Source organism: Nocardioides sp. (assembly GCF_041600255.1).
GTDB lineage: Bacteria > Actinomycetota > Actinomycetes > Propionibacteriales > Nocardioidaceae > Nocardioides.
Map to the genome: position 1 here is coordinate 1 of NZ_JBFIKK010000042.1, position 23,362 is coordinate 23,362.

Consider the following 23,362-nt stretch of genomic DNA (forward strand, 5'->3'; position numbering starts at 1 on the left):
AGCAGCGCGCGGCCGCCGGCTGTCAGGTGCTCGGACTGCAGTTCAGGAGCGACCCGATGACCGGCAGCCGCTTCGACACCCTCGACCGGGAGCTGGGTGGGGCATTCATCCGGGTCGACTTCGGCGGCAAGGGCCACTCCGTGCTCACCGAGCAGCGCCAGCAGGAGGGCGTGGACCGCGTGCTGGCGTTCTTCGACGAGAAGCTGCGCGGTTGAGGGTGTGCATTTCACAGGTTAACCAGTGAAATGCACACAGACCCCCGACCTCACCCGGCGCTGAGAATCAACCCACTCGTCGGCACCCCGGTGCCGGCCGTCACCAGCACCCGTTCCGCGCCGTCCACCTGGTTCACCGACGTCCCCCGCATCTGGCGGACGCCTTCGGCGATCCCGTTCATGCCGTGGATGTACGCCTCACCGAGCTGACCTCCATGCGTGTTCAGCGGCAGCCGGCCACCGATTTCGATCGCCCCATCGGCGATGAACCCGGGCGCCTCGCCGCGACCACAGAAGCCCAGCTCCTCCAGCTGCATCAGCACGTACGGCGTGAAGTGGTCGTACAGCACAGCCGTCGGGATGTCCTCCGGCCGCAGGCCCGACTGCCGCCAGAGCTCACGACCGACCACGCCCATCTCCGGCACGCCGATGTCGTCGCGGTAGTACGACGTCATCACGAACTGGTCGCGGCCACTCCCCTGCGCCGCCGCCGCGATGTACGCCGGACGCTGGGGCAGATCTCGCGCCCGCTCGGCCGAGACCACCACCAGCGCCACCGCCCCGTCGCTCTCCTGGCAGCAGTCCAGCAGGTGCAGCGGCTCCGCGATCATCCGCGACGCCTGGTGGTCGGCCAGCGTGATCGGCTTGCCGTGGAAGAACGCCTTCGGGTTCGTGGCAGCGTGCCGACGATCCGCCACCGCCACACGGCCGAAGTCCTCCGAGGTGGCGCCGTACTCGTGCATGTACCGGCGTGCCTGCATCGCCACTGTCGCGGCCGGAGTGCCCAGCCCCATCGGGTACGACCAGGCGTTGTCGAGGCCGTTGGTGTTCACCTGGGTCGCGGCAGCCACGCTGAACTGCCCGAACCGGCTGCCCGAGCGCTCGTTGAAGCCGCGGTAGCAGACCACGACGTCCGCGACACCCGTGGCGACGGCCATCGCGGCCTGCTGGACGGTCGCACACGCCGCTCCGCCGCCGTAGTTGATCCGGCTGAAGAAGCGCAGCTCCGCGATCCCGAGCTCGCGTGCGACCGCGATCTCCGAGGAGGTGTCCATCGTGAACGTCGTCAGTCCGTCCACGTCCGCAGCGGTCAGTCCGCAGTCGGCCAGCGCGGCCTGCACGGCCTCGACCGACAGCTGCAGCTCCGAGCGGCCGGACTCCTTGGAGAACTCGGTGGCACCGATCCCGACGATCGCGGCCTTACCGGAGAGCCCGCTCACGACGGCTCCCCCACACCCGCCGCGGCCGCCACACCCGCCGCGTCTGCCGCGCCACCCGCCGCACCCGCGCCACCCGACGTACCCACGGCCAACCGGACCGTCCCGGTGATGTGGTCCCCCAACGAGACCGCGGCGGTGACCGCCACCGTGGCGACCCCGTCCTCCACCGACGACACCTCGCCGGTGAAGCGCAGCGTGTCGTAGGGGTACGCCGGAGCACCCAGCCGGATCGCGATGCCCAGCACGTCCACGTCGTGCCCGGCCCAGTCCGTCACGTACTTCTCGACCAGGCCGGTCGAGGTCAGGATGTTGACGAAGATGTCCTTCGAACCGTGCGACTGTGCGAGGTCGCGGTCGTGGTGGACGTCCTGGAAGTCGCGCGTCGCGATCGCCGTGCTCACCACGAGGGTGGGGGTGATCGGCAGCTGCCACTCGGGGATCCGGTCGCCGGCCTTCATCGCTGCTCCTCGTCGTTCACGCCGGCCGCCCGCCAGATCGGCAGGGTCAGGTCGTCGTCGATGCGTCGGTAGTCCACGGTGACCGGTTGGCCGATCCGGACCTCCTCGGCGGAGAGCCCGACGAGCTCGCCGACCATCCGGACGCCCTCCTCGAGCTCGATCAACCCGATCAGGATCGGCAGCTCCCGCCCCGGTACCGGCGGGTGCCGGTGCACGACGTACGAGAAGACGGTGCCGCGACCCGACGCGACCAGGTGGCCCCGGTCGAACGCGCCGCAGTCGGGGCAGGTGGGGCCGGGCGGGAAGCGCAGCGACCCGCAGGCCCCGCAGGTCTGGATCCGCAGTTCGCCGGCCGAGGTTCCCTCCCAGAAGAACTCGGTGTCGCGGTTCTTCATCGGACGCAGCACGAACTGCTCCGTCGGCTCCTGAGCCGATGACGCCGGCTCGGGCTCAGCCTCGGGCTCAGCCTCGGGCTTGGCCCGCGGCTTGAACTTCAGCACCCGGAAGAGCATGGTTGCGACCAGCTCCTCACCGACGTACCAGGTGTTGCGGGAGGTCACGAAGTACCCCTCGCCCATCCCGGTCTGCTTCGGACCGACCACGGACTCCAGCTGGGTCAGCACCCGCACCCGCTCGCCGACCTTCAGGTAGCGCTCGTAGCTCTGCTCGCAGTTCGTGCCGAGTACGGCGGTGAAGCCGGCCTCGGTCAGCACCTGCATCATCGCGTGCAGCGGGTCGTGGACACCGGGGCGACCGCCCTGGCCGAACATCGTCCAGACCTGCGCCATCGACGGCGGCGCCTCGCCCTGCTGGAAGCGCGGGTTGGTGTTGCCCATCGCCTCCAGCCAGTTGTTGATGATCGGCTGGTTCACCTCGTCGCGGGCGTGCCGCTCCGCGGTCGGCCCGAGAGCCTTGATCCGCTCAGCCTCGGCCATGATGTGCTCGTGCACGGCGTCCGCCGTGCCGGCCGCCGCGCCGCTCATCGGGGCACCTTCGGCAGGCCGAGACCGAACATCGAGATGAGCTCGCGCTGCACCTCGTTGACACCGCCCCCGAAGGTCAGCACGAGGTTCCGCTTCGCCTGGGCGTCGAGGTAGGACATCAGGTCGCCGGTCGCTCGGTCCGCCGGGTCGCCGTAGCTGTGCACGATGCCGGCCAGCCGGGCCGCCAGGTGCTGCACCTGCTCGGAGGCGAACACCTTCGACGACGACGCGTCGCCGACCGAGATCTCCCCCACGGCCGCGGCCCGCGCAACCTCCCAGTTGAGCAGCTCGTTGACCCGGAAAGCGGCCGTGACCTCGCCCAGGGTCCGGACGACGTCGGGCCGGTCCAGCACGCCGGCACCCTCGGCCCAGGCCGCAACCCGGTCGCGCAGACCCTCGAGCCGGCCGGCGGGGCCGAGCATGACGCGTTCGTGGTTGAGCTGGGTGGTGATCAGCCGCCACCCCTCGTTCTCCTCACCGACCAGCATCTCGACGGGCACCCGGACGTCGTTGAAGTACGTCGCGTTGACGTGGTGGGAGCCGTCCGCGGTGATGATCGGCGTCCATGAGTAGCCGGGGTCCGAGGTGTCCACGATGAGGATCGAGATGCCCTTGTGCTTGGGCGCGTCCGGGTCGGTGCGGACCGCCAGCCACAGGTAGTCGGCCTGGTGGCCGCCGGTGGTCCAGAGCTTCTGCCCGTTGACGACGTAGTGGTCGCCCTCGCGCCGGGCGGTCGTGCGCAGCGAGGCCAGGTCGGTGCCGGCGTCGGGCTCGCTGTAGCCGATCGCGAAGTGCACGTCGCCGGCCAGGATCCGCTTCAGGAACAGGTCCTTCTGCAGCGCAGTGCCGTACTTGATCAGGGTGGGGCCGACGGTCTGCAGGGTGACCGCGGGAAGGTGCACGTCGGCACGCTGGGCCTCGTTGGCGAAGATCGTCTGCTCGATCTCGCCCAGCCCGTGACCGCCGTACTCCTGCGGCCAGCCGATCCCCATCCAGCCGTCCTGGCCGAGACGGCGCACCATGTTCTGGTACTTCTCACCGTGCCGGTCGACGCCCATCTCGACGTGGTCGTCGTGCGTCACGAGGCCGGTGAAGTAGTCGCGCAGCCGGTCCTTGAGGGCCCGCTGGTCGGCGCTCAGCTCCAGGTTCTTCGCGGCGGCCGACTCCACCGGGACCTCGCCCGCGTCGAGGTGGAGCGCGTGCGAGATGTCGGTGATCCACGAGAAGTACCGGTGCAGCGGGTAGGTCACGTCGACCCCCATCCCGCCGTGCAGGTGGTGACAGGTGCGCAGGGCGGCCGGCCCCTCGGTGGCCGTCCAGTACGCCGCCACGGCGAGGTCGTCGGCCACGTCGAGGCCGGCGCTGATCCGCCAGGCTGCGTTCTGGGCGGCCAGGGCGACGGTGCGCGAGGCGATGTAGACGTCGGCTGCCTGGACCGCCACGGCCTGGAACTGGGCAAGCACCCGACCGAACTGCTCGCGCCCCTTGATGTACGCCGCGGTCAGGTCGCGCGCGCCGGCGAGCACGCCCGCGGCCTGCAGGCAGAGGCCGGCGATCGCGAGCTCGCGCAGGGTGCGGGCCGCGTCACCGGCCGCGTCACCGGCGAGGAACTCGGCCGGGGCCTCGTCGAGGACCACGGTGTGGGTGGCCTGCCCGCGCGAGGAGCCCGAGGGCAGCAGGGTGACGCCGGGGCCGTTCGGGTCCACCAGCGCCACGACGACCTCCGCGCCGCGGGTGGCCGGGACCAGGAGCAGCGTGGCGCGGTCGGCGTAGGAGACCGCGATCTTCCGGCCGGTGACGGTGCTGTCGGTGGCGGTGGTCGTCGGCAGCACCGGGATGCCCGCGCCGACCTCGCGCAGGGCCGGGGTCAGGATGCTCGCGCCGCTGGCGACAGCGGGCAGCAGGCGTGCCTGCTGCTCGTCGTTCGCGTGGCCGGCCAGGGTGAGCACCCCGCAGCAGAGCGTCTCCCACACCGGCAACGGCGCCACCCGGGCCCCGGTCTCGTGCAGCAGGATCGACACCTCGGCGAGGCCGAGACCTTCACCGCCGTGGGCCTCCGGCACGGCGAGGCCGAGCAGCCCGGCGCTGGCCAGCGCCGCCCAGTCGGCGTCCAGGTCGTCGCTCAGCCGTTCCAGGGCGTCGGCGACCACGGAGCGCACCGCCGAGGCGGCCTCCGAGTCAGAGGCGACGTAGCCGTCCGAATCCACGCGATCTCTCCTGCCACTGCGGGGTGTGTGTCGAGCAAACTGTAACCTGTTCTACTCTAGAGGGGCACGGACATCGACAGTGAGGAGCGCCGTATGGCCCTGATCTCCCCCCGCGCCCTCCTCCGACGTCGGGTCTACATGCCCTTCGCCCGGATCCCCGCGGGTCGGATGGTCGAACTCCCCGGTCGCGGCTCGACGTTCGTCACCGACACCCCGGGCCCCCGGCCCGACTCCCCCACCATCGTGCTGCTGCACGCCGTGGGCTGCACCGGCCTGCTGACCTGGTACCCCTCGATCAGGCCGCTCTCCGCGAAGTTCCGGGTGATCACGCTCGACCAACGCTGGCACGGCCGGGGCATCCAGTCCGAGGAGTTCTCGCTCCACGACTGCGCCGACGACGTCGCCGCCCTGGTCGAGGTCCTCGGCCTCGACAAGGTGATCGTGGCCGGCTACTCGATGGGCTCCGTCATCGCGCAGCGGGTCTGGCGCCAGCACCCCGAGATCACGGCCGGGTTGGTGCTGTGCGCCACCACCGACCGGTTCCGGTCGTCGCCCGCGGAGCGGATCTTCCACCAGGGCCTCGAGATCGCCATGCACGGCGCGCGTGGCGTCTCCCGGTCCCGCACGGCGATCCGGGCGAGCCGTGCGGCCGCCGAGGCACTCGACGTCTTCGGAGCCGACATCCACGACTGGTCGCTGGCCGAGCTCCGCAGCACCAGCCCGTGGGCGGTGGGCCAGGCCGTGGCCGCCCTGGGCCGGCACCACTCACGCCCGTGGTTGAGCACGATCGACGTGCCCACGGCCGTGGTGGTGACGCTGAAGGACAAGGTCCTCGACCCGAAGAACCAGCTGCGCATCGCCCGGCGGATCCCCGGCGCCACCGTCCACGACATCGACGCCGGGCACGCCGCCTGCGTGCTCCAGTCCGAGGTGTTCGTGCCCGCGCTCCTCGAGGCCGCCGCCACGGTCAACGCGCGGTTGCGGGACGTCAGCCGACCGCAGCCTTGAGCTTCGCGAGCTCCTCGGGGAAGCGCTGCACCAGCAGGTCGACGTCAGGCATCGACTCCTTGCAAGCGATCAGCCCGACGTGCACGTGGCCGTTGTTCGACATCACCGTGACGTTGAGCCCGGCGCCGTGGAAGACCGGGCCCAGCGGGTAGAGCGCGAGGATCTCCGCCCCCATGAAGAACATCGGGAACGGCGGCCCGGGCACGTTCGAGATCACCAGGTTGTGCACCACCGGGTGCTTCTCGGCCAGCCGCAGCCCGGCGTACGCCCGCACGGCCAGCCCGAAGGTCCGCGGGGCCGCGAACTCCGCCCAGTCCTGCAGCGAGTCCGCACTGATCGCGCCGTGGTGCTCCTTGGCGTTGCGGTTGTTCTCCGCCATCTCCTCGAGGCGCTCCAGCGGGTCCTCGACATCGGTCCCGAGCTTCGCGAACAGCGCCGAGACCTTGTTCGCGCCAGCCGAGCGCTTGCTGTGCTCCCGCACGGAGACCGGCACGGTGGCCAGCAGGGAGTTGCTGGGCAACTCGCCGCGCTCGTCGAGGTAGGCCCTCAGCGCTCCGCCCGCGACCGAGAGCACCACGTCGTTGACCGTGGTCCCGGTGACCTTCTTGATGTGCCGGATGTCGTCCAGGCTCATGTCGGCGAAGGCGATCGAGCGGTGACCGGTGATGGTGCCGTTGAAGGAGGTCCGCGGCGCGGAGAACGGGGCCGCCATCGCGGTGCCCTGACGCGCGCGGCCCACCGTCTTGGTGATCAGGTCGACCGAGGGCACCAGCAGCTTGACCGCGGTCAGCGGGAGGGTGACGTTGCTGACCACCGCGCGGGCCAGCAGTTCGGTCTGCCGGGGGTCGCGCCCGAAACCGCCGGCCGGCTCGGGGGCGATCGGCTCGGCGTCCGGCTCGAGGCTGCACAGGTGCGAGATCAGGTTGGAGCCGGAGACGCCGTCGACGGTCGCGTGGTGCATCTTGGAGAAGACCACGACCTTGTCGTCCTCGTAACCCTCGATCACCCACATCTCCCACAGCGGCCGCGAGCGGTCGAGCGGGAGGCCGGCGAGGTGTCCGGTCAGCTCGGTCAGCTCCTCGTAGCCGCCGGGCTGGGGCAGGGCCAGGCGGTGCACGTGGCGGTCGATGTCGAAGTGGGTGTCCCGCACCCAGATCGGGTGGTCCAGGCCCAGCGGCACCTTGCGCAGCTTGCGCGAGAAGGCCGGTACGTCGCGCACGCGCCGGTCGATCTCGGCCTTCATCGCGTTGAAGGAGTACCCGTTCGGCATCGTCCCCGGGTCGAGCACGATCAGGCCGCAGACGTGCATCAGCTGGGCCGGCGTCTCCAGGTAGAGGAAGCTGGCGTCGAGTCCGGAGAGGCGGTCCATCCGGACATGATAGGGGACACAAGTGGAACGCGTTCTACCCTCAGTCAACTAGAATCCGGCGGGTGTCCTTCCTCCGCAGACAGATCCTGACCGCCGCCCTGACCGCCAACGCGATCCGTCCCCTGCCCGGCTTCCGGATCTCCTTCCCGGTCTTCTTCCCGGCCTGGCTCACCACCGAGCTGGCGCCTCACCTGCTGGCCGCCACGGTGACCGACACGGCCGTGCACGTCGCCCGCTCCCGGGGCCGGCGGCGCAGTGTCGCCGGCCTGGCGCTGGCAGGGGCGAGCACGGTGGGTCTGGCCTACCTGGTCGACCAGGCCCGGCGGGTGCGCGAGACCGCCGAGCAGGCGCTCGTCGACTCGATCGGGGTCGACTACGTCGAGCAGCTCGACCGCGAGCCCGGTCCTGGGGACCACGCGATCCCGTGGCGGTCGCTGGTCAACCCGTTCCGGATGCGCAACGAGGCCGTCCGGGTGGAGCGGGACATCGCCTACGCGCCCGAGCACGGCAGGCGCGGGATGCTCGACATCTACCGCCCCGCCCACGGCGACCTCTCCGGCGCTCCGGTGCTCCTGCAGGTGCACGGCGGCGGCTGGACCATCGGCAAGAAGGAGGAGCAGGGCATCCCCCTGATGCAGCACCTGGCCGCCAAGGGCTGGGTCTGCGTGGCGATCAACTACCGGCTCTCCCCCCGGCACGCGTTCCCGGCCCACGTCATCGACGTCAAGCGTGCGATCGCCTGGATCCGCGAGAACATCGAGTCCTACGGCGGCGACCCGTCGTACATCGCGATCACCGGCGGTTCCGCCGGCGGGCACCTGGCCGCCCTCGCTGCGGTGAGCGCCAACGACCCCGCGTACCAGCCGGGCTTCGAGCACGTCGACACCAGCGTGCAGGTGGCGGTGCCGCACTACGGCGTCTACGACTTCGCGGGATCGACCGGGCTCCGCACGGCGGAGCTGATGCGCGACACGTTCCTCGGCCCGCGGGTCCTGCAGAAGTCCTGGACCGAGTCGCCCGAGGAGTTCGAGGCCGCGTCGCCCCTGCTGCGCGTCTCACCCGAGGCACCGGACTTCTTCGTCCTGCACGGCGCCCAGGACTCGCTCGTGCCGGTCGAGCAGGCCCGACTCTTCGTGGCCGAGCTCCGCAAGGCCTCCCAGCGCTCCGTGGTGTACGCCGAACTGCCCGGCGCCCAGCACGCCTTCGACGTCTTCCCCTCCATCCGCAGCGCCCACATCGTGCGCGCCATCGACCGCTACCTGCACTGGCACCGGGCGACCTGGTTCGCGGCACGCTCCGGCGTCGAGCAGGCTGCCGCCGAGACGGCCGAGACCGCCGAGACCGCCTGACCCGAGCCCGCCGTCAGGTCCTGGGCCTCCGGACGCCGCGCACCGGCGGCGCGGTGGTCGGGTCGTCGGGCCAGGCGTGCTTCGGGTACCGGCCCCGCAACTCGGCGCGGACCTGCGGGTAGCCGGTGGTCCAGAACGACGCGAGATCGGCGGTGACGGCAGCCGGGCGTCGGGCCGGGGAGAGCAGGTGCACCAGCACCGGCACCCGACCGTCGGCCAGCCGTGGGGCGGCCGACCACCCGAAGACCTCCTGGATCCGAACGGCGAGCACCGGCTGCTCGGCGGTGTAGTCGATCGCCACCTGCGAGCCGCTGGGCACGCTCACCCGCTCCGGAGCCAGCTCGTCCAGGCGGCCGGCCTCGGGCCACGGCAGCAGCCGACGCAGGCCGGCCAGTACGTCGATCCGCGCCAGGTCGCGGGTGCCCCTGACCCGGGCCAGGTCGGGTCCGAGCCAGGCGTCCACGTCGGTCAGCGCCTCGTCCGAGACGTCCGGCCAGGGTTCGTCCAGGACGCGGTGCAGGAACGCCAGCCGCGCTCGGAGCGAACGAGCGGCGTCGGTCCACGGCAGCAGGTCGAGACCCTCGATCCGCAGGCCCTCGCGCAGGGCACCGGCCACCAGCGCGACCGGCGGGTCGGCCAGCCGGGCCGAGGAGAGCTCGATGGCGCCGAGTCGCGTCACCCGCCGAGCCAGCACGCGGCCCTCGGCCCAGCCCACCTCGTCCTCCTCGGCCCAGAGCGCCTGGGCGGCCTCCAGGGCGAGGTCCTCGGTCAACGGGGCCGCCGAACGGACGGTCGCGTCACGCTGTCCGGGCTGCCGGTCCGCCTCCGCGATCGCCAGCCACTCGACGCCAGCCAGGGAGGTGTCCCCGCGGGCCAGGACCGCGCCGGTGCCCGAGGCCATCAGGTACGACGAGGTGCCCGGCCGCAGCCTGGCCACCCGGGTCGGGTGGGCCAGCGCCACCACGAGCCCGACCGCCACGTCGTCGGTCAGCCGATCACCCTCGGGGCGGTCCGCCACGTGGCGCACGGCCTCCCGGAACTGCCGGCTGAGCTTCTGCCAGCGAGCCGCGTCGGGCCCGCCCCTGCGCAGTCGACGCAACGTCGCCACCAGGTCGGCTCCCGACCCCCGAACCTCCTCGGCGAGCATCGCCACGATCTCGGCAGCCCGGCGAGCTCCCACCGACTCGGCGCCGTCGAGCAGCCCTCGAGCCAGGCGCGGGTCCGCGGAGACGGCGGCGATCTCGCGTCCCCGTGCCGTCACCCGACCGTCGTTCGTGATCGCCCCCAGCCCCAGCAGGGTGCTGCGGGCCACGGCCATGGCCGCGACCGGCGGCGGGTCCAGCAGCCGCAGGCCGGCACCGTCCGGGCTCCCCCAGGTCGCCAGCTCGAGAGCGAACGCCGTCAGGTCCGCCGTCGCGACCTCGGGTTCGGGGTGCGCCGCGAGGTGGGCGTGCTCGGACTCGGACCAGCACCGGTAGACCGCCCCCGGCCCCTGCCTCCCGGCCCGGCCCGCGCGCTGCTCGGCGCCGGCCCGGCTGACCGACACCGTGACGAGCCCTGCCAGGCCGCGGCGGTGGTCGGCCCGGGGCTCCCGGGAGAGACCGGCGTCGACCACCACCCGGACACCGGGCACGGTCAGCGACGACTCCGCGACCGCGGTGGAGACCACGACCCGGCGTCGAAGCCCCTCGTCCAGCGCGCGGTCCTGGTCGGCGGGCGCGAGCCGGCCGTGCAGGGGCAGCACGTCGACCGACGGGTGGCCGGCCAGGCGTCGTACCACCCCGCCGACCTCGGCGGCGCCCGGCACGAAGACCAGCACGTCGCCCTCCCGCTCGGCCAGGGCGCGCCGGGTGCACGCGGCCACGTGGTCCAGGAAGGCCGGGGTGAGGCCGCGGTCGTCGGCACGGCGGACACCGGCGGGCAGCGGGCACCAGACCCGGGCGACGGGGTGCAGCGCTGCCGGCACGTCCACCACCGGGGCGGGGGCGGCCGAGCCCAGCACCTCCGCGGTCCGCTCGGCCTGGACGGTCGCCGACATCGCGACCACGAAGAGGTCCTCGCGCAGGTGCGTGCGCACGTCGACGAGCAGTGCGAGGGTGAGGTCCACGTCGAGCTGGCGTTCGTGCACCTCGTCGAGCACGACGCCGGCGACCCCGGCCAGCCCCGGGTCACGCTGGAGTCGGCGCAGCAGCACGCCGGTGGTCACGAACTCGACCCGGGTGGCCGCACCGCCCACGCGTTCCCCGCGGACGGCGTACCCCACGGTGGCGCCGACCGGCTCGCCCAGCAGGTGGGCCAGCCGCCGGGCGGCGGCCCGGACGGCCAGCCGCCGGGGTTGGGTGACCACGACCCGACCGCCGGACAGTGCGGCGAGCGCCGGCGGGACCATCGTCGTCTTGCCGGTGCCGGGCGGGGCCTGGACGACGGCCGTGCCGTGCCGCGCCAGGAGGTCGCTCAGCTCGGCGAGGCCCGCGACGACCGGGAGCGCAGGGGGGTGCGCGAGGAGTCGCTGGATCGGGTCACCGGGCACGGGAGGCAGTCTGCCCTCGCCCGCGCCGGATCAGCGGGGCAGCCCCAGGATCCGCTCCGCGGCGACGTTGCGCAGGATCTGGGTGGTGCCGCCGGCGATCGAGAGGCACCGGGTGTTCAGCATCTCCCAGACGTCACGACGTACGTCGCCGGGCGTCAGCGCGATCCGGTCCCCCAGCAGTTCGACGACGAGCTCGGAGCCCTCCTGCCGGTTCCGTACGCCGAGCAGCTTGGCGACCGAGGACTCGGCACCCGGCCCCTGGCCCGCCAGCGAGCGCAGGGTCGAGCGCACGCCCAGCATCGAGCAGACCGTGGCCAGCGCGACCGAGTGGCCCACCCGGGCCCGCTGGGTGGCACCCAGCCCGTGGGTCGCGCCGGCCAGCTCCACCGCCCGCTCGGTGCTGGTGCCGAGCCGACTGGTGGCCATCGCCACCCGCTCGTTGGCCAGGGTGGTCCGGGCCAGCTTCCAGCCGTCCCCGGGGGCACCCACCAGCCGGTCCTCGGGCACGAACACGTCGTCGAGGAAGACCTCGTTGAACAGGGCCTCGCCGGTGATCTCACGCAACGGCCGGACGTCGATCCCCTCGCTGCGCATGTCGACCAGGAAGTAGCTGATGCCCCGGTGCTGGGGGACGTCCGGGTCGGTCCGCGCCAGGCAGATCCCCCAGTCGGCCCGGTCGGCCAGGGAGGTCCACACCTTCTGGCCGGTCAGCCGCCAGCCGCCGTCGACCTTGACGGCGCGGGTGCGCAGCGAGGCCAGGTCCGAGCCCGCCCCGGGCTCGGAGAAGAGCTGGCACCAGACGAGCTCGCCGAGCAGCGAGGGCTTCACGAACGACTCCCGCTGCTCGTCGGTGCCGTGGGCGAGGATCGTCGGGACCGCCCAGCCGGCGATCACCAGGTCGGGTCGTTCGACTCCGGCGGCCGCGAGCTCCTGGTCGATCACGATCTGGGTAACCGCGTCCGCACCCAGTCCGTAGGGCTCCGGCCAGTGCGGGGCGAGGAAGCCGGCCTCGACCAGTTCGGCGCGGCGGTCCTCCTCGGGCAGCGCCGCGACCTGGGCCACCCGGGCCCGGATCTGCTCACGGACGGCCCGGTCGCGCCCATCGAGATCGAGTTCCGGCCGGCGCCGGACGCCGGTGACGGCCTGCTGGGTGAGCCGCTCCGCAGCGTCGTCGGCGTCCCCGACCAGCGCCCGCAGCGTGACGGCCCGGCGCAGGTAGAGGTGGGCGTCGTGCTCGAAGGTGAAGCCGATCCCGCCGAGGACCTGGATGCAGGACTTCGCCACGTCGACGGCCCCGTCGAAGACGATCGCCTGGGCGACGTCGGCCGCGAACGCCCACTGCTCGTCGTCCTCGAAGGCGACCTGGGCGACGTCCCAGGCGGCAGCGGTGACCGCCTCCGCGGTCTCCAGCATCTCGGCGCACAGGTGCTTGATCGCCTGGAAGCTCCCGATCCTGCGACCGAACTGCTCGCGCACCTGGGCGTACTCGACCGCGGTCTCCAGACACCAGCGGGCGACGCCGGAGGCCTCGGCAGCGGCCAGGGTGACGACGGTGCGTCGGACCAGCGCCGCGCTGAGCTCGGGCAGGTGGACGGCCTCGGCGATCGGCACGTCCAGGGTGACGGACGCGAACCGCCGGCTCAGGTCCAGCCCGACCCGGGTCACCGACGTGCCCCGCTCCGCGGGCACGACGTACCACTCGTCGTCGGTGGTGCCCAGCAGCAGGTGGGAGGCGCCGGGCGCGTCCCAGACCACCTCGGCCGTCCCGGTCAGCGACCAGCCCCCGGCCAGGGTGGGCGTCGTGGCGAGCCCGATCCCGGCGCCGGCCGTCACCAGTTCGGCGAGGTACGGCGCACGGTCGCCGAGCGCGGCCACGACCGACGTCCCCAGCACGGGCCCGGGCAGCAGCGCGTGCGCACACGCCTCGAGGACGACCGCGACATCGAGGACCGTGCCGCCACCGCCGCCGCGCTCCTCGGCGAGCCCGATGGTGGGCACGCCCATCTCGGCCGCGGCGCGCGAGACCTCCGCGAAGGTGGCGTCCGGGTCCGACTCGGATGCCCGCACGGCGTCCACGCCGGCCTGGGCGGCCGCCCACCTGCGCAGGCTGGAGGCGAGCTCGACGTGCTCGTCGGAGATGCCGATCGACATGCGGGGTCCTCCCACGAAGGAACTAGAACGTGTTCCAATTCTACGCACACCACATCGCCGTTAGGGTGACGCCCGTGCCCCAAGACCCCACCATGCCCGAAATGCCCGCCGACCTGCTCGAGCACGCCCTCGCCGCCCGGGGGTTCATGCCGGAGGACGAGGGCCTGCTGCTGCACCGCGTCGCCCGCGAACGGCTCGCCCACGGCCCGGTCCTGGAGGTCGGCACCTACTGCGGCAAGTCCGCGATCTACCTGGGTGCCGCGGCTCGCGAGGTGGGCAACCCCGAGGGCGTCGTCTACACCGTCGACCACCACCGCGGCTCGGAGGAGAACCAGGCGGGCTGGGAGCACCACGACGCCGAGCTGGTCGACCCGGAGTTCGGGCTGATGGACACCCTGCCGTTCTTCCGCCGCACGATCGCCCGCGCCGGGCTCGAGGACCACGTGATCGCCGTGATCGGTCGTTCGACCACCGTGGCCCGCCTGTGGCGCACTCCCCTGTCGATGCTCTTCATCGACGGCGGGCATGCCGAGGAGCACGCGCAGAACGACTACTCCGGCTGGGCGCACTGGCTCGCCAATGGCGCGAGCCTGGTGATCCACGACGTGTTCCGGGACCCCGCGGACGGGGGCCAGGCGCCGTACCACGTCTTCCAGCGAGCGCTGGCGAGCGGCGCCTTCGTCGAGGCCGGGGAGCTGGGATCGATGCGGGTGCTACGCCGAGTGCACGGGGAGGCCGGAACTCCGGTCGGCTGAGGCACAGCCGCACTCGAGAGCGATCTCCTCGAAGTCCGCGACCAGGGTAGCGCCGCGCATGATGTCCGAGCCGCCCGTGCCCTGGGCCAGGGCGTCGACCGCCAGGATCACCGCGGCTGCCGTGTACGTCGTGTGCTCGTGCGGCCAGTTGACCTGGTCCGGGAAGACCCAGCCGGTCCAGTACGCGCCACCCTCGCCGCGCAGGTGCTGCATGTCGGAGAACAGCTCCAGCGCCCGGTCGCGCTCGCCGATCGCATCGAGCGCCATCACCAGCTCGCAGGTCTCGGCGCCGGTCACCCAGGGGTTCTCCAGCACGCAGCGGATGCCCAGACCCGGCTCGACGAACTCGTCCCAGCGGGACTTCAGCATCGCCACGGCCTCCTCGCCGCGGACCGCGCCACCCAGGACCGGGTAGTACCAGTCCATCGAGAAGCTCGACTTGTCCAGGAAGAGGTCGCGGTGCTCGCGCAGGGCGTGCCCGAGCCGGCCGCCGGCGAGCTCCCAACCGGGCTGCGCCTCGTCCATCAGCTCCGAGAGGGCAACGCCGGCCCGCAGCGCCTGGTAGATGCTGGAGGAGCCCGCGAGCAGTGCCTCCTCGTTGACCTTCGCCGGGCGGCCGTCGGCCCACTCCTGGGACCAGGCGATCCCACCGAAGGGCAGCTGCATCGACACCACCCAGTCCAGCGCGCGTCGTACCGCGGGCCAGTGCTTGCGGACGAAGTCGAAGTCGCGCCGCACCAGCCAGTTGTGCCAGACCCCGACGGCGAGGTACGCCGACATGTTGGTCTCGCCGCTGTGGTCCTCGACGACGCCGTCGACGATCTTCATCGGCCAGGAGCCGTCCTCGCGCTGGGTGGCCAGGCACCAGGCGAAGGCGCGGTCCGAGGCCTCCACCTCTCCCCCGACCAGCAGCGCCATCGCGGCCTCGACGTGGTTCCAGACGTCGGTGTGCTCACCGGTGGTCCAGGGCACGGCGCCGCTGGGCTCCTGCATCGCCGCGATCGAGGCAGCGGTCTGCGCCACCTCGGGGATGCTCAGCAGCCCGGCGATGCCGGGGACCCAGGGCGCGACCTCAGGCTGCATCGGTTCCGGACTGCTCGGGCTTGCGGAAGTACAGCACCATGCTCTTGCCGATCAGCGGGTCGAGCACCTTGCCGGCCACCCGGAGGGTCTTCGGCTGCTTCATGATCTCCCAGACCAGGAGCTTGTGGTACGCCTTGGCGAGCGGGTGGTCGTCGTTGCGGACACCGACGGCGCACTTGATCCACCAGTACGGCGAGTGCAGGCCGTGGGCGTAGCCCTTGTCCTGGAACTCCAGTCCGGCGTTGGTGAGCTTGCCGATCAGCTCCTTGTCGGAGTAGATCCGGATGTGACCGCCGGGGGTGTTGTGGTAGTCGTCGGAGAGCTTCCAGTTGATGATCTCGGGGAACCAGCGCGGGACGGAGACGGCGATCGTCCCGCCCGGACGCAGCACCCGGACGAGCTCGTCGATCGCCTGGATGTCGGCCGGGATGTGCTCGAGAACCTCGGCGGCCACGATCCGGTCGAACTCGCCGTCGCCGAACGGGAGGGCGAGGGCGTCGCCCTCCTTGACGTCGGCCTCGGCGCCGGCCGGCACCTCACCGGCCTCCTTCATGGCCACGAAGAGCTCGCGGACCCCGGAGAGCTCGTCGGCGTCCTGGTCGAAGGCGATGACGTCCCCGCCGCGGCGGTACATCTCGAAGGCGTGGCGGCCGGCTCCGCAGCCCATGTCCAGGACGCGGTCGCCCGGACGGAGCCCGAGCAGGTCGAAATCAACGGTCAGCACTGGTCTGTTCCTTGTCCTTCTCGTAGTCGGCGATGACGTCCTCGTAGGCCGCGGCGACGGCCTCGGCAACGGCGCGCCAGCTGAACATCTCCTCCACCCGCTGACGCCCGGCGCGGCCCATTTCGGCGCGGCGCTCGGGATCGTCGAGCAGGGCAGCGATCGCGTGGGTCAGCTCGGCGACGTCGCCGGGGGTGACCAGGTCGGCGCAGAGCCCGTCGGGGCCGACGACCTCGGGGATCGCACCTGCCCGCGAGACCACCAGCGGCGTCGCGCAGGCCATCAGCTCGGCGGTCGGCAGCGAGAAGCCCTCGTAGAGCGAGGGCACGCAGGCCAGCTCGGCCGAGCCCATCAGGTCGACCAGCTCCAGGTCGGTCACCCCGTGCACGAACCGGACCGAGTCGCCGATCGCGAGCTCGTCGATGAGCTGCTCGGTGCGACCCCCGGGCTTCGGCTTGGTGACCAGCATCAGCTCGAGGTCCCGCTCGGTGCGCAGCTTCGCGAAGGCCTCGAGCAGCGTGGCGATGCCCTTCATCGGCGCGTCGGCGCTGGCCATCGCGATGATCCGTCCGGGCACGCGCGGGGTGGTCGGCGGCACGAAGGCGTCGTCCACGCCCAGCAGGATGACCTGCATCCGGGCCGGGTCGACGCCGAAGTCGCGGGCGATGTCGCGGGCCGAGGACTCCGAGGGCGTGAGCACCTTCCGGGCGCGTCGGGCGACCTTCTGCTGCATCCGCAGGAAGCCGTACCAGCGGCGCGTGGAGATCTTCTTGCGCCAGGTGGTGGCCGCCTCGAGGTCGATGCGACGGTCGAAGCTGATCGGGTGGTGCAGCGTGGTGATCAGCGGCAGCCCCATCTTCTCGATGTCGAGCATGCCGTAGCCGAGCACCTGGTTGTCGTGCACGATGTCGAACTCGTCGCGTCGCTCGCGCAGCAGCCTGGCCACCCGGGTGCTGAAGGTCTTCGGCTCGGGGAAGCCGGCCGTGCACATGGTGAGGAACTCCTCGACGTCCACGAGGTCGCGGAACTCGCGGAGCTTCGGCACCCGGAACGGGTCCGGCTCGCGGTAGAGGTCCAGGCTGGGCACCTTGGTGAGCTGCACGCCCGGGTCGAGCTCGGGGTAGGGCTGCCCGGAGAAGACCTCGACGGTATGGCCCAGGTTGCTCAGCTCGCGGCTGAGGTGGCGGATGTAGATGCCCTGGCCCCCGCAATGGGGCTTGCTTCGGTAGGACAGCAGTGCAATGCGCATCGCCGCAGCCTCTCTGTTGGCATCCGGACGTGGACCGGATGCTCTGACACGCCGGGCCCGACGAAGTGAAACGTGTTCCTATTATGTCTCACAGGTTGCTAGCCTAGTGCGGCAGTTCCGCCTCACTCCCCTGAGTGAGCAGATCGGGCGACAGGTGTCGCTCGAATCACACCACCGCCCCCCATGGAGGAATCGTGAGCACCGTCAACTCGTTGACGGCCGAGGATCTCGGCTCAGCAGCTCAACGCGAACGCCGCAAGCGCATCCTCGACGCCACCATCTCGCTAGCCACCCAGGGCGGCTTCGACGCCGTGCAGATGCGCGCGGTCGCCGAGCAGGCGGACGTGGCGCTGGGCACGCTCTACCGGTACTTCCCGTCCAAGATCCACCTGCTGGTCTCGGCCCTCGGCCGCGAGTTCGAGCGGGTCGAGGCGGCCCTGCGGGACAAGCCGCTCCCCGGCGACGACCCGGCGGACCGGGTGATCTACGTGCTGAAGAAGACCACCCGCGGCATGCAGGGCGACCCGCACCTGACCGAGGCGCTCACCCGGGCCTTCATGTTCGCCGACGCGTCGGTGCAGAACGAGATCCACACCGTCGGCATGCTGCTCACCTCGATGCTCACCCGGGCGATGCACCCCGGCCGGACCGACCTGACCTCCGACGACGTCGCCATCGCCCGCGTCCTGGGCGACGTGTGGCTCTCCGCGCTCGTCGGCTGGGTGACCGGGCGCAGCAGCGCCGAAGAGGTCAGCGAGCAGATCGAGGTCGCGGTCCGGCTCCTGCTGCGCTGATCCCCTGCGCTGATCCCCTGCGGCGGCCCGCCGCGAGCTCAGCCGCCGAAGGCGTGGGTCGCGGTGACGCCGCCGTCGATCGCGATCTCGGCGCCGTTCACGTAGGAGCTCTCGTCGCTGGCGAGGTAGACGTAGAGCGGAGCGATGTCCTCGGGCTGCCCGACTCGACGCAGCGGAACCTTCGAGGCCCCGAACTCCATCGCCAGGTCGCCGCCGTGGACGCGGGTCATCGGCGTGTCGATCATCCCCGGGTGCACCGAGTTGGCCCGGATGCCGTGCGGTCCGAGCTCCATCGCCGCCACCTTGGTCATCCCACGGATCGCGAACTTCGTGCCGGCGTACGCCGCCAGGCTGGCCATGCCACCGAGCCCCTCGACGGAGGAGGCATTGATGATCGAGCCGCCGCCGTTCTTCCGCATCACCGGCGAGACCGACTTCATGCCCAGGAAGCAGCCCAGCTGGTTGATCCGGAAGACCTGCTCGAACTCCTCGGCGCCCATCTTCTCGATCTCGCCGAAGCGCAGGATCCCGGCATTGTTCGCCAGCACGTTCACCGGGCCGAACCGCTCCACGGTGTCCTGCACCAGCGCGATCCAGGACGACTCGTCGGACACGTCGTGGGAGGCGAAGTGGGCGGACTCGCCCAACTCGTCGGCCAGCGCCTGCCCCTCCTCCTTGGCGATGTCGGCGATGACGACACGGGCGCCCTCGGCGATGAAGGCACGGCAGATCGCCGCGCCCTGACCCTGCGCGCCGCCGGTGACGATCGCGACCTTGTCGTCGAGACGACCCATGGTGTGTGCCTTTCGAGAGGAGACGTGTGAGGAGCGGGGAGCCGGAGTCCCTGGTGGTGCAGGAGTCAGACCGTGAGCTGCATGACCGAGTCGGCCGCGAAGCCGACCGAAGGGTCACGGCCCTCGAAGAAGCCACCGAGCTGCTTGTCGAGGTCGCCGAGGTCCCAGGTGGCGCCGGAGGCGTCGAACCGCTGCTCGACGACCGGGGCGGCCAGCAGGGCGACCATCCCGCCGTACACGACGAAGACCTGGCCGGTGATGGCGTCGGCGGCGGGTGAGGCCAGGTAGGCGACCAGCGGGGCGACGTGGTCGGGCGAGTAGGGATCGACCTCCTGACCGGACTCGTCCTCACCGAAGACCTGGGCGGTCATCGCGGTGCGCGCCCGCGGACAGATCGCGTTGGCGCGAACCCCGATCCGGCCCAGACCCCGGGCCGTGGAGAGCGTCAGGGCGGCGATGCCGGCCTTGGCGGCCGCGTAGTTGGCCTGACCGGGCGAGCCGCCGAGGAAGGCCTCGGAGGCGGTGTTGACGACGCGGCCGTAGACCGGTGCCTCGGTCTGCTTGGCCAGCGCCTTCCAGTGGGCCGCGGCGTTGCGCGAGAGCAGGAAGTGGCCGCGCAGGTGGACCCGGATCACCTGGTCCCACTCGTCGTCACTGAGGTTGAACAGCATCCGGTCGCGGGTGATCCCGGCGTTGTTCACGATGATGTCGAGCGAGCCGAACTCGTCCAGGGCGGCCGCGGTCATCGCGTCCGCGGTGGAGCGCTCCCCCACGTCACCGGCCACGACGGTGACCGTGCCCCCACGCGAACGGATCTCCTCGGCGGCCTCGTCGGCGGCACCGGGCAGGTCGTTGAGCACGACGCGGGCGCCGGCGTCGGCCAGGGCGAGGGCCTCGGCCCGACCGAGGCCGGCACCGGCACCGGTCACGACGGCGACGCGTCCGTCCAGGGAGAGTTCGTCGGTCATGCGGTGATCAGTCCTCCAGGGAGATGGCGGCCCGCGGGCAGGCAGCCACGGCGCGCTTGACGTTGTCGATGTTCTCGTCGGTGGTGTGCTCGGTCTTCAGCTGGAGGAAGTCGTCGTCGTCCAGCTCGAACACCTCGGGCGCCATGGCCTCGCAGAGCGCGTTCGACTCACACAGGTCGAAGTCGACCTTGATCTTCATTGCTGCCTCCTCGGTGGGTGTGCGGTTCGGGTGCTGCTCAGACCATCTTGCGGTGGTCCCAGGTGGCGACGTGGTCGGGATGGACCACGACCGCGATCCGCTTCGTGGCCTGCTTCTCGACCATGTCACGGCCGAGGTCGCCCAGGTCGTCGAGCGAGGTCGCCCCGACCATCCGGACGGCCACCGCGGAGCCGATCGCGAAGATCCGGTCAGGGTCGCGCACCAGCTCGGCGCGACCGCTGATCGAGACGCCCCGCAGCTCGAAGTAGTCGGTGCCGTCCTCGACCAGTGCACTGAGTCGGTCGTCGCGCTCGAGGTTGCGGATCTTCTGGCTCCGCCCGTAGGTCCAGAACGCGATCTTCTCCTCGTGCATCACGTAGAAGAGCGTGGACAGGTGCGGGGCGCCGTCCTTGCCGATGCTGGCGACCTGCACCTTGAGGTTGTCGTCGAGGAAGCCCCGGATCTCGGCCTCGCTCATCTTCACGGCGTCGCGACCGGACATCAGGTTCCTTCGCTCGAGTGGCCCGGGAAGACGTGGGCCGAGGGGTCGATCACGACCGCGGCGTTGTTCACCGCGGTCGCGGCCTCTCCGAAGCCGACGGCGATCAGGCGGACCTTGCCGGGGTACTCGGTGATGTCGCCGGCGGCGAAGACCCGCGGCAGGCTGGTGCGCATCGCCGAGTCCACGACGACGTGCCGCTTGAGGACGTCGATCCCCCACTGCTGCAGGGGCCCGAGGTCGGCCACGAAGCCGAGCGCGGCGACCACGGCCTGGGCGGGCCGGGTGGAGGCCTCCCCGCCCACGGTGATCTCCACCGACTCGAGGTGGCCGTCGGGTCCGCTACCGCCGTGCAGCGCGGTGACCTCGGCCCTGGTGATGATCTCGGTGGCGGACTCCTGCACGGTCTGCACCGTGCGCTGGTGGGCGCGGAAGGTGTCGCGACGGTGCACGAGCGTGACCGACTTCGCCACCGGTTCGAGGTGCAGCGCCCAGTCGAACGCGCTGTCCCCGCCGCCGACGATGACCACGTCCTTGCCGGCGTACGGCGCGAAGCTGGGCACGAAGAACTCCAGCCCCCGGCCGAGCCAGCCGTCCCCGGCCGGCAGTGGGCGTGGGCTGAACTTCCCGATCCCAGCGGTGATCAGCACCGTCCGGGTGGTGATCTCGGTCCCGTCGTCGAGCCCGACGACGACCACGTCGTCCTCGTGCCGCAAGGTGGTGGCGGTGCGGTCGAGGTGGTAGTCGGGCTTCGCGGTGGCCGCCTGGGCGACGAGCCCGGCGACGAGCTCACGCCCCTTGACGGTGGGGAACCCGGCGACGTCGAGGATCTGCTTCTCGGGGTACATCGCGGTGATCTGTCCGCCCAGCTCGGGCAGCGAGTCGACGATCGCGACACGGAGTCCGCGGAAGCCGGCGTAGTAGGCGGCGTAGAGGCCGGTCGGGCCGGCGCCGATGATCAGCAGGTCGATGGGCACGACGGCGATCCTTCTCCTCGGCGCGGGCGAAGTCCACGACTGACAGTGGAACGTGTTCTAGTTTGGCAGAAACTAGTCGCCGCCACCACCGATGTCCAGAAACCCGGCCGTCCGGCCGCGCCGCTACCGGGTCTCGATGTCCTGGACCAACCAACCGCCGTCGGCGCGGACCACCGTGACCAGGGCGCGGTACGGCGTGACCGACGTCTCCTGCCCTTTCTTCGTGACGTACTGGTTGAGGAAGAGCAACGCCTGGACCTGCTCGCTCGACGCGCGGACGACACCGGCGGCCACCACGTCCATCACCAGCTCGGTCCTCGCCTTCACGAAGTCCGCCCGGATGTCGGCGACGGTCTGTCGGTACTCCGCGGCGAACGCGTCGGTCATCAGCTCGGTGGCATCCTCCACCTGCGCGTCGTACTCCTCGAACGAGCGCGACAGGATCTGTTCGGCGGCGCGCGAGGCCGCCTCCACCCCGGCGCGGTGCGAGATCGTGCCCGCCACCACGGGGCGCGAGGACGAGGTGGCCGGCTCCTCCCTCCCCCAGACGTACCAGGCCTCACCGGCCAGGGTGAGGACCAGCAGGACCAGCGCCACCACCAGGGCGAGCGTGGTCCGGGTCCCGGCGAAGCCGGCGGAGGGGCGCGGGCCCAGCGACTCCTGGTCGTCCGCCGGTGGTGCCGGGTCGGGGGCGGTCCCGGAACTCCGCGGCGCCTCCTCCTCGCGACTTCCGGCGATCCGGCGCGGGCGGGCGGTGGGCGCCGCCGAGCTGATCACCCGACGGCGCGGGGGACGGGGGTTCCCGGTGTCGTTGCTCATCGCGATCAGCCCACGAACTGGAGGTCGTTGGTCAGCCAAACCCCGTCGCGCAGGACGAGATCGAGCTGGAGTCGGAAGTTGCGAGCGATCGGCTTGTTCCCGGTCTGCACGTTCGCCACCGTGCCCTGCGTCGCGGCGATCACGGTCGCACTGTCGTCGTCCAGGGTGACGACGCCGGCCCAGACCACCGAGCCGTCCATCACCGAGCGGTTCTCGCGCAGCACCTCGAGGACCCCCTCGGTGGAGGAGTCGTACTGCTTGCGGAAGGCTCCGGTCGCGCCGGCGGCCACCCGGTCGATGCTGGCCTTCGCGTCGTCGTAACGGATGTTGATGAAGGCCTCCGCCTCGGCGGTCGCTGCGGCGAGGACGTCGCCGTACCGCTCCTGTTCGGCGGCTGCGCGCTCCCGCTCGCCGTGCTCCTGGTAGGCCAGCACGCCTCCGAACACCGCGGCGCACGCCAGGACGAGGGCGAGGACGTAGAGGACGACGTTGACCGTGCCCGACCTCTCGCGGAACGGCTCACCCGTGTCGGACCCCGTCACCGGGTCACCACCGGACCGACCAGCAGCCATTTCCACGCGTCCCCTCCCAGGATGGACAGGTTGCCCTGATCCCGGAAGCGTACGGGGTCGCCCTGGGCGTCCACCGCCCCATCGGAGAACCCGGTGACGGGGTCGTGGCTGCCCCGGTAGACACGACCGGGCGACGGGTTGCGCTCGTTGCCCGGCGCATACTTCGTGCCGCGCATGTTGTACGGCGGTCCGCTGGTGCACTCGGCCGGGTAGATGGGCGCGTCCTTGAGCTGGTCACCACGACGCCACTGGCTCTTCGGCTTGTAGCCCTCGGTGCACGGGGGCGTGGAGTCGAACTGCAGGTTGACGTGTCCGTACCCGTCCGGTGGCGTCCCGGTGAAACCGCTCGAGATGGTGCGCGGCAGCGTCACCAGCAGCTGCTCGACGCCGGCCAGACTGCTGACCACGACCTGGTTGACGCTGACCGCGTTGCCCAACAGGA

At 71.5% G+C, this 23,362-nt stretch carries 21 protein-coding genes and 2 pseudogenes; 5 read left to right on the top strand and 18 right to left on the bottom strand.

All coding sequences use genetic code 11. The annotated features are described in order from the left end of the window. Positions 1–215 (top strand): annotated as a pseudogene (locus ABZE72_RS07130) (dienelactone hydrolase); the annotation flags it as partial. Between the two features lie 50 nt (positions 216–265). Here ABZE72_RS07130 and ABZE72_RS07135 read toward each other — a convergent pair. The 4 genes from ABZE72_RS07135 to ABZE72_RS07150 are packed head-to-tail and all read right to left on the bottom strand — an operon-like array spanning position 266 to position 5,083. After that, positions 266–1,435 (bottom strand): lipid-transfer protein, encoded by a 1,170-nt coding sequence (locus ABZE72_RS07135; RefSeq protein WP_372728318.1) that lies wholly within the window; start codon positions 1,433–1,435, stop codon positions 266–268. Next, a complete protein-coding gene (locus ABZE72_RS07140) occupies positions 1,432–1,893 on the bottom strand; it encodes a MaoC/PaaZ C-terminal domain-containing protein (RefSeq protein WP_372728319.1) in 462 nt (153 codons plus the stop codon). Before ABZE72_RS07140 ends, ABZE72_RS07135 begins: the two co-directional genes overlap by 4 nt. Further along, the gene (locus ABZE72_RS07145; RefSeq protein WP_372728320.1) at positions 1,890–2,876 is read right to left on the bottom strand and encodes a bifunctional MaoC family dehydratase N-terminal/OB-fold nucleic acid binding domain-containing protein; all 987 of its coding nucleotides are present in this window, start codon (positions 2,874–2,876) and stop codon (positions 1,890–1,892) included. Before ABZE72_RS07145 ends, ABZE72_RS07140 begins: the two co-directional genes overlap by 4 nt. Then, entirely contained in the window at positions 2,873–5,083 is a 2,211-nt protein-coding gene (locus ABZE72_RS07150; protein WP_372728321.1) for an acyl-CoA dehydrogenase, read from the bottom strand. Before ABZE72_RS07150 ends, ABZE72_RS07145 begins: the two co-directional genes overlap by 4 nt. Positions 5,084–5,176: 93 nt before the next feature. Here ABZE72_RS07150 and ABZE72_RS07155 point away from each other — a divergent pair, with 93 nt between their 5' ends. Further along, complete coding sequence (locus ABZE72_RS07155; RefSeq protein ID WP_372728322.1) at positions 5,177–6,091, top strand: alpha/beta fold hydrolase; 915 nt, start codon at positions 5,177–5,179, stop codon at positions 6,089–6,091. Here ABZE72_RS07155 and ABZE72_RS07160 read toward each other — a convergent pair. Next, on the bottom strand, positions 6,072–7,460 hold the full coding sequence (locus tag ABZE72_RS07160; protein WP_372728323.1) for a wax ester/triacylglycerol synthase family O-acyltransferase: 1,389 nt from the start codon (positions 7,458–7,460) through the stop codon (positions 6,072–6,074). The two genes, ABZE72_RS07155 and ABZE72_RS07160, sit on opposite strands and share 20 nt — an antisense overlap. Positions 7,461–7,522: 62 nt before the next feature. Here ABZE72_RS07160 and ABZE72_RS07165 point away from each other — a divergent pair, with 62 nt between their 5' ends. Then, complete coding sequence (locus ABZE72_RS07165; RefSeq protein WP_372728324.1) at positions 7,523–8,809, top strand: alpha/beta hydrolase fold domain-containing protein; 1,287 nt, start codon at positions 7,523–7,525, stop codon at positions 8,807–8,809. A 13-nt stretch (positions 8,810–8,822) separates the two neighbouring features. On the opposite strand, the gene hrpB is transcribed toward ABZE72_RS07165, so the two are convergent. Together hrpB and ABZE72_RS07175 are read right to left on the bottom strand one after the other, a co-directional pair. Then, a complete protein-coding gene (gene hrpB, locus ABZE72_RS07170; RefSeq protein WP_372728325.1) occupies positions 8,823–11,339 on the bottom strand; it encodes an ATP-dependent helicase HrpB in 2,517 nt (838 codons plus the stop codon). Positions 11,340–11,369: 30 nt separating this feature from the next. Continuing rightward, positions 11,370–13,490 (bottom strand): acyl-CoA dehydrogenase, encoded by a 2,121-nt coding sequence (locus ABZE72_RS07175; RefSeq protein WP_372728326.1) that lies wholly within the window; start codon positions 13,488–13,490, stop codon positions 11,370–11,372. Positions 13,491–13,564: 74 nt separating this feature from the next. Here ABZE72_RS07175 and ABZE72_RS07180 point away from each other — a divergent pair, with 74 nt between their 5' ends. Beyond that, complete coding sequence (locus ABZE72_RS07180; protein WP_372728327.1) at positions 13,565–14,245, top strand: class I SAM-dependent methyltransferase; 681 nt, start codon at positions 13,565–13,567, stop codon at positions 14,243–14,245. Here the strand turns inward: ABZE72_RS07180 and ABZE72_RS07185 are convergent. From ABZE72_RS07185 to ABZE72_RS07195, 3 genes are read right to left on the bottom strand one after another with little or no spacing between them, the layout of a single operon-like run. Beyond that, complete coding sequence (locus tag ABZE72_RS07185; protein WP_372728328.1) at positions 14,204–15,328, bottom strand: prenyltransferase; 1,125 nt, start codon at positions 15,326–15,328, stop codon at positions 14,204–14,206. The two genes, ABZE72_RS07180 and ABZE72_RS07185, sit on opposite strands and share 42 nt — an antisense overlap. Further along, entirely contained in the window at positions 15,318–16,052 is a 735-nt protein-coding gene (locus tag ABZE72_RS07190) for a class I SAM-dependent methyltransferase (RefSeq protein ID WP_372728329.1), read from the bottom strand. Before ABZE72_RS07190 ends, ABZE72_RS07185 begins: the two co-directional genes overlap by 11 nt. Then, on the bottom strand, positions 16,039–17,298 hold the full coding sequence (locus ABZE72_RS07195) for a glycosyltransferase family 4 protein (RefSeq protein ID WP_372728330.1): 1,260 nt from the start codon (positions 17,296–17,298) through the stop codon (positions 16,039–16,041). Before ABZE72_RS07195 ends, ABZE72_RS07190 begins: the two co-directional genes overlap by 14 nt. Positions 17,299–17,492: 194 nt before the next feature. On the opposite strand from ABZE72_RS07195, the gene kstR reads away from it, so the two are divergent. Next, complete coding sequence (gene kstR, locus ABZE72_RS07200) at positions 17,493–18,092, top strand: cholesterol catabolism transcriptional regulator KstR (RefSeq protein ID WP_372728331.1); 600 nt, start codon at positions 17,493–17,495, stop codon at positions 18,090–18,092. A gap of 38 nt (positions 18,093–18,130) precedes the next feature. On the opposite strand, the gene ABZE72_RS07205 is transcribed toward kstR, so the two are convergent. From ABZE72_RS07205 to ABZE72_RS07240, 8 genes and pseudogenes are all read right to left on the bottom strand, one after another. After that, positions 18,131–18,886, bottom strand: coding sequence for an SDR family NAD(P)-dependent oxidoreductase (locus tag ABZE72_RS07205; protein ID WP_372728332.1), 756 nt, complete (start codon positions 18,884–18,886; stop codon positions 18,131–18,133). A 65-nt stretch (positions 18,887–18,951) separates the two neighbouring features. Further along, on the bottom strand, positions 18,952–19,854 hold the full coding sequence (locus ABZE72_RS07210; RefSeq protein ID WP_372728333.1) for a 3-oxoacyl-ACP reductase: 903 nt from the start codon (positions 19,852–19,854) through the stop codon (positions 18,952–18,954). A 7-nt stretch (positions 19,855–19,861) separates the two neighbouring features. Beyond that, entirely contained in the window at positions 19,862–20,053 is a 192-nt protein-coding gene (locus ABZE72_RS07215) for a ferredoxin (RefSeq protein WP_372728334.1), read from the bottom strand. 37 nt (positions 20,054–20,090) lie between these two features. Beyond that, positions 20,091–20,555 (bottom strand): pyridoxamine 5'-phosphate oxidase family protein, encoded by a 465-nt coding sequence (locus ABZE72_RS07220; protein ID WP_372728335.1) that lies wholly within the window; start codon positions 20,553–20,555, stop codon positions 20,091–20,093. Beyond that, positions 20,555–21,529, bottom strand: coding sequence for an NAD(P)/FAD-dependent oxidoreductase (locus tag ABZE72_RS07225; RefSeq protein WP_372728336.1), 975 nt, complete (start codon positions 21,527–21,529; stop codon positions 20,555–20,557). Before ABZE72_RS07225 ends, ABZE72_RS07220 begins: the two co-directional genes overlap by 1 nt. A 123-nt stretch (positions 21,530–21,652) precedes the next feature. Next, complete coding sequence (locus tag ABZE72_RS07230) at positions 21,653–22,348, bottom strand: hypothetical protein (RefSeq protein WP_372728337.1); 696 nt, start codon at positions 22,346–22,348, stop codon at positions 21,653–21,655. Positions 22,349–22,353: 5 nt separating this feature from the next. Continuing rightward, complete coding sequence (locus tag ABZE72_RS07235) at positions 22,354–22,890, bottom strand: hypothetical protein (protein ID WP_372728338.1); 537 nt, start codon at positions 22,888–22,890, stop codon at positions 22,354–22,356. Further along, positions 22,887–23,362 (bottom strand): annotated as a pseudogene (locus tag ABZE72_RS07240) (hypothetical protein); the annotation flags it as partial. The gene ABZE72_RS07235 and the pseudogene ABZE72_RS07240, both read right to left, overlap by 4 nt.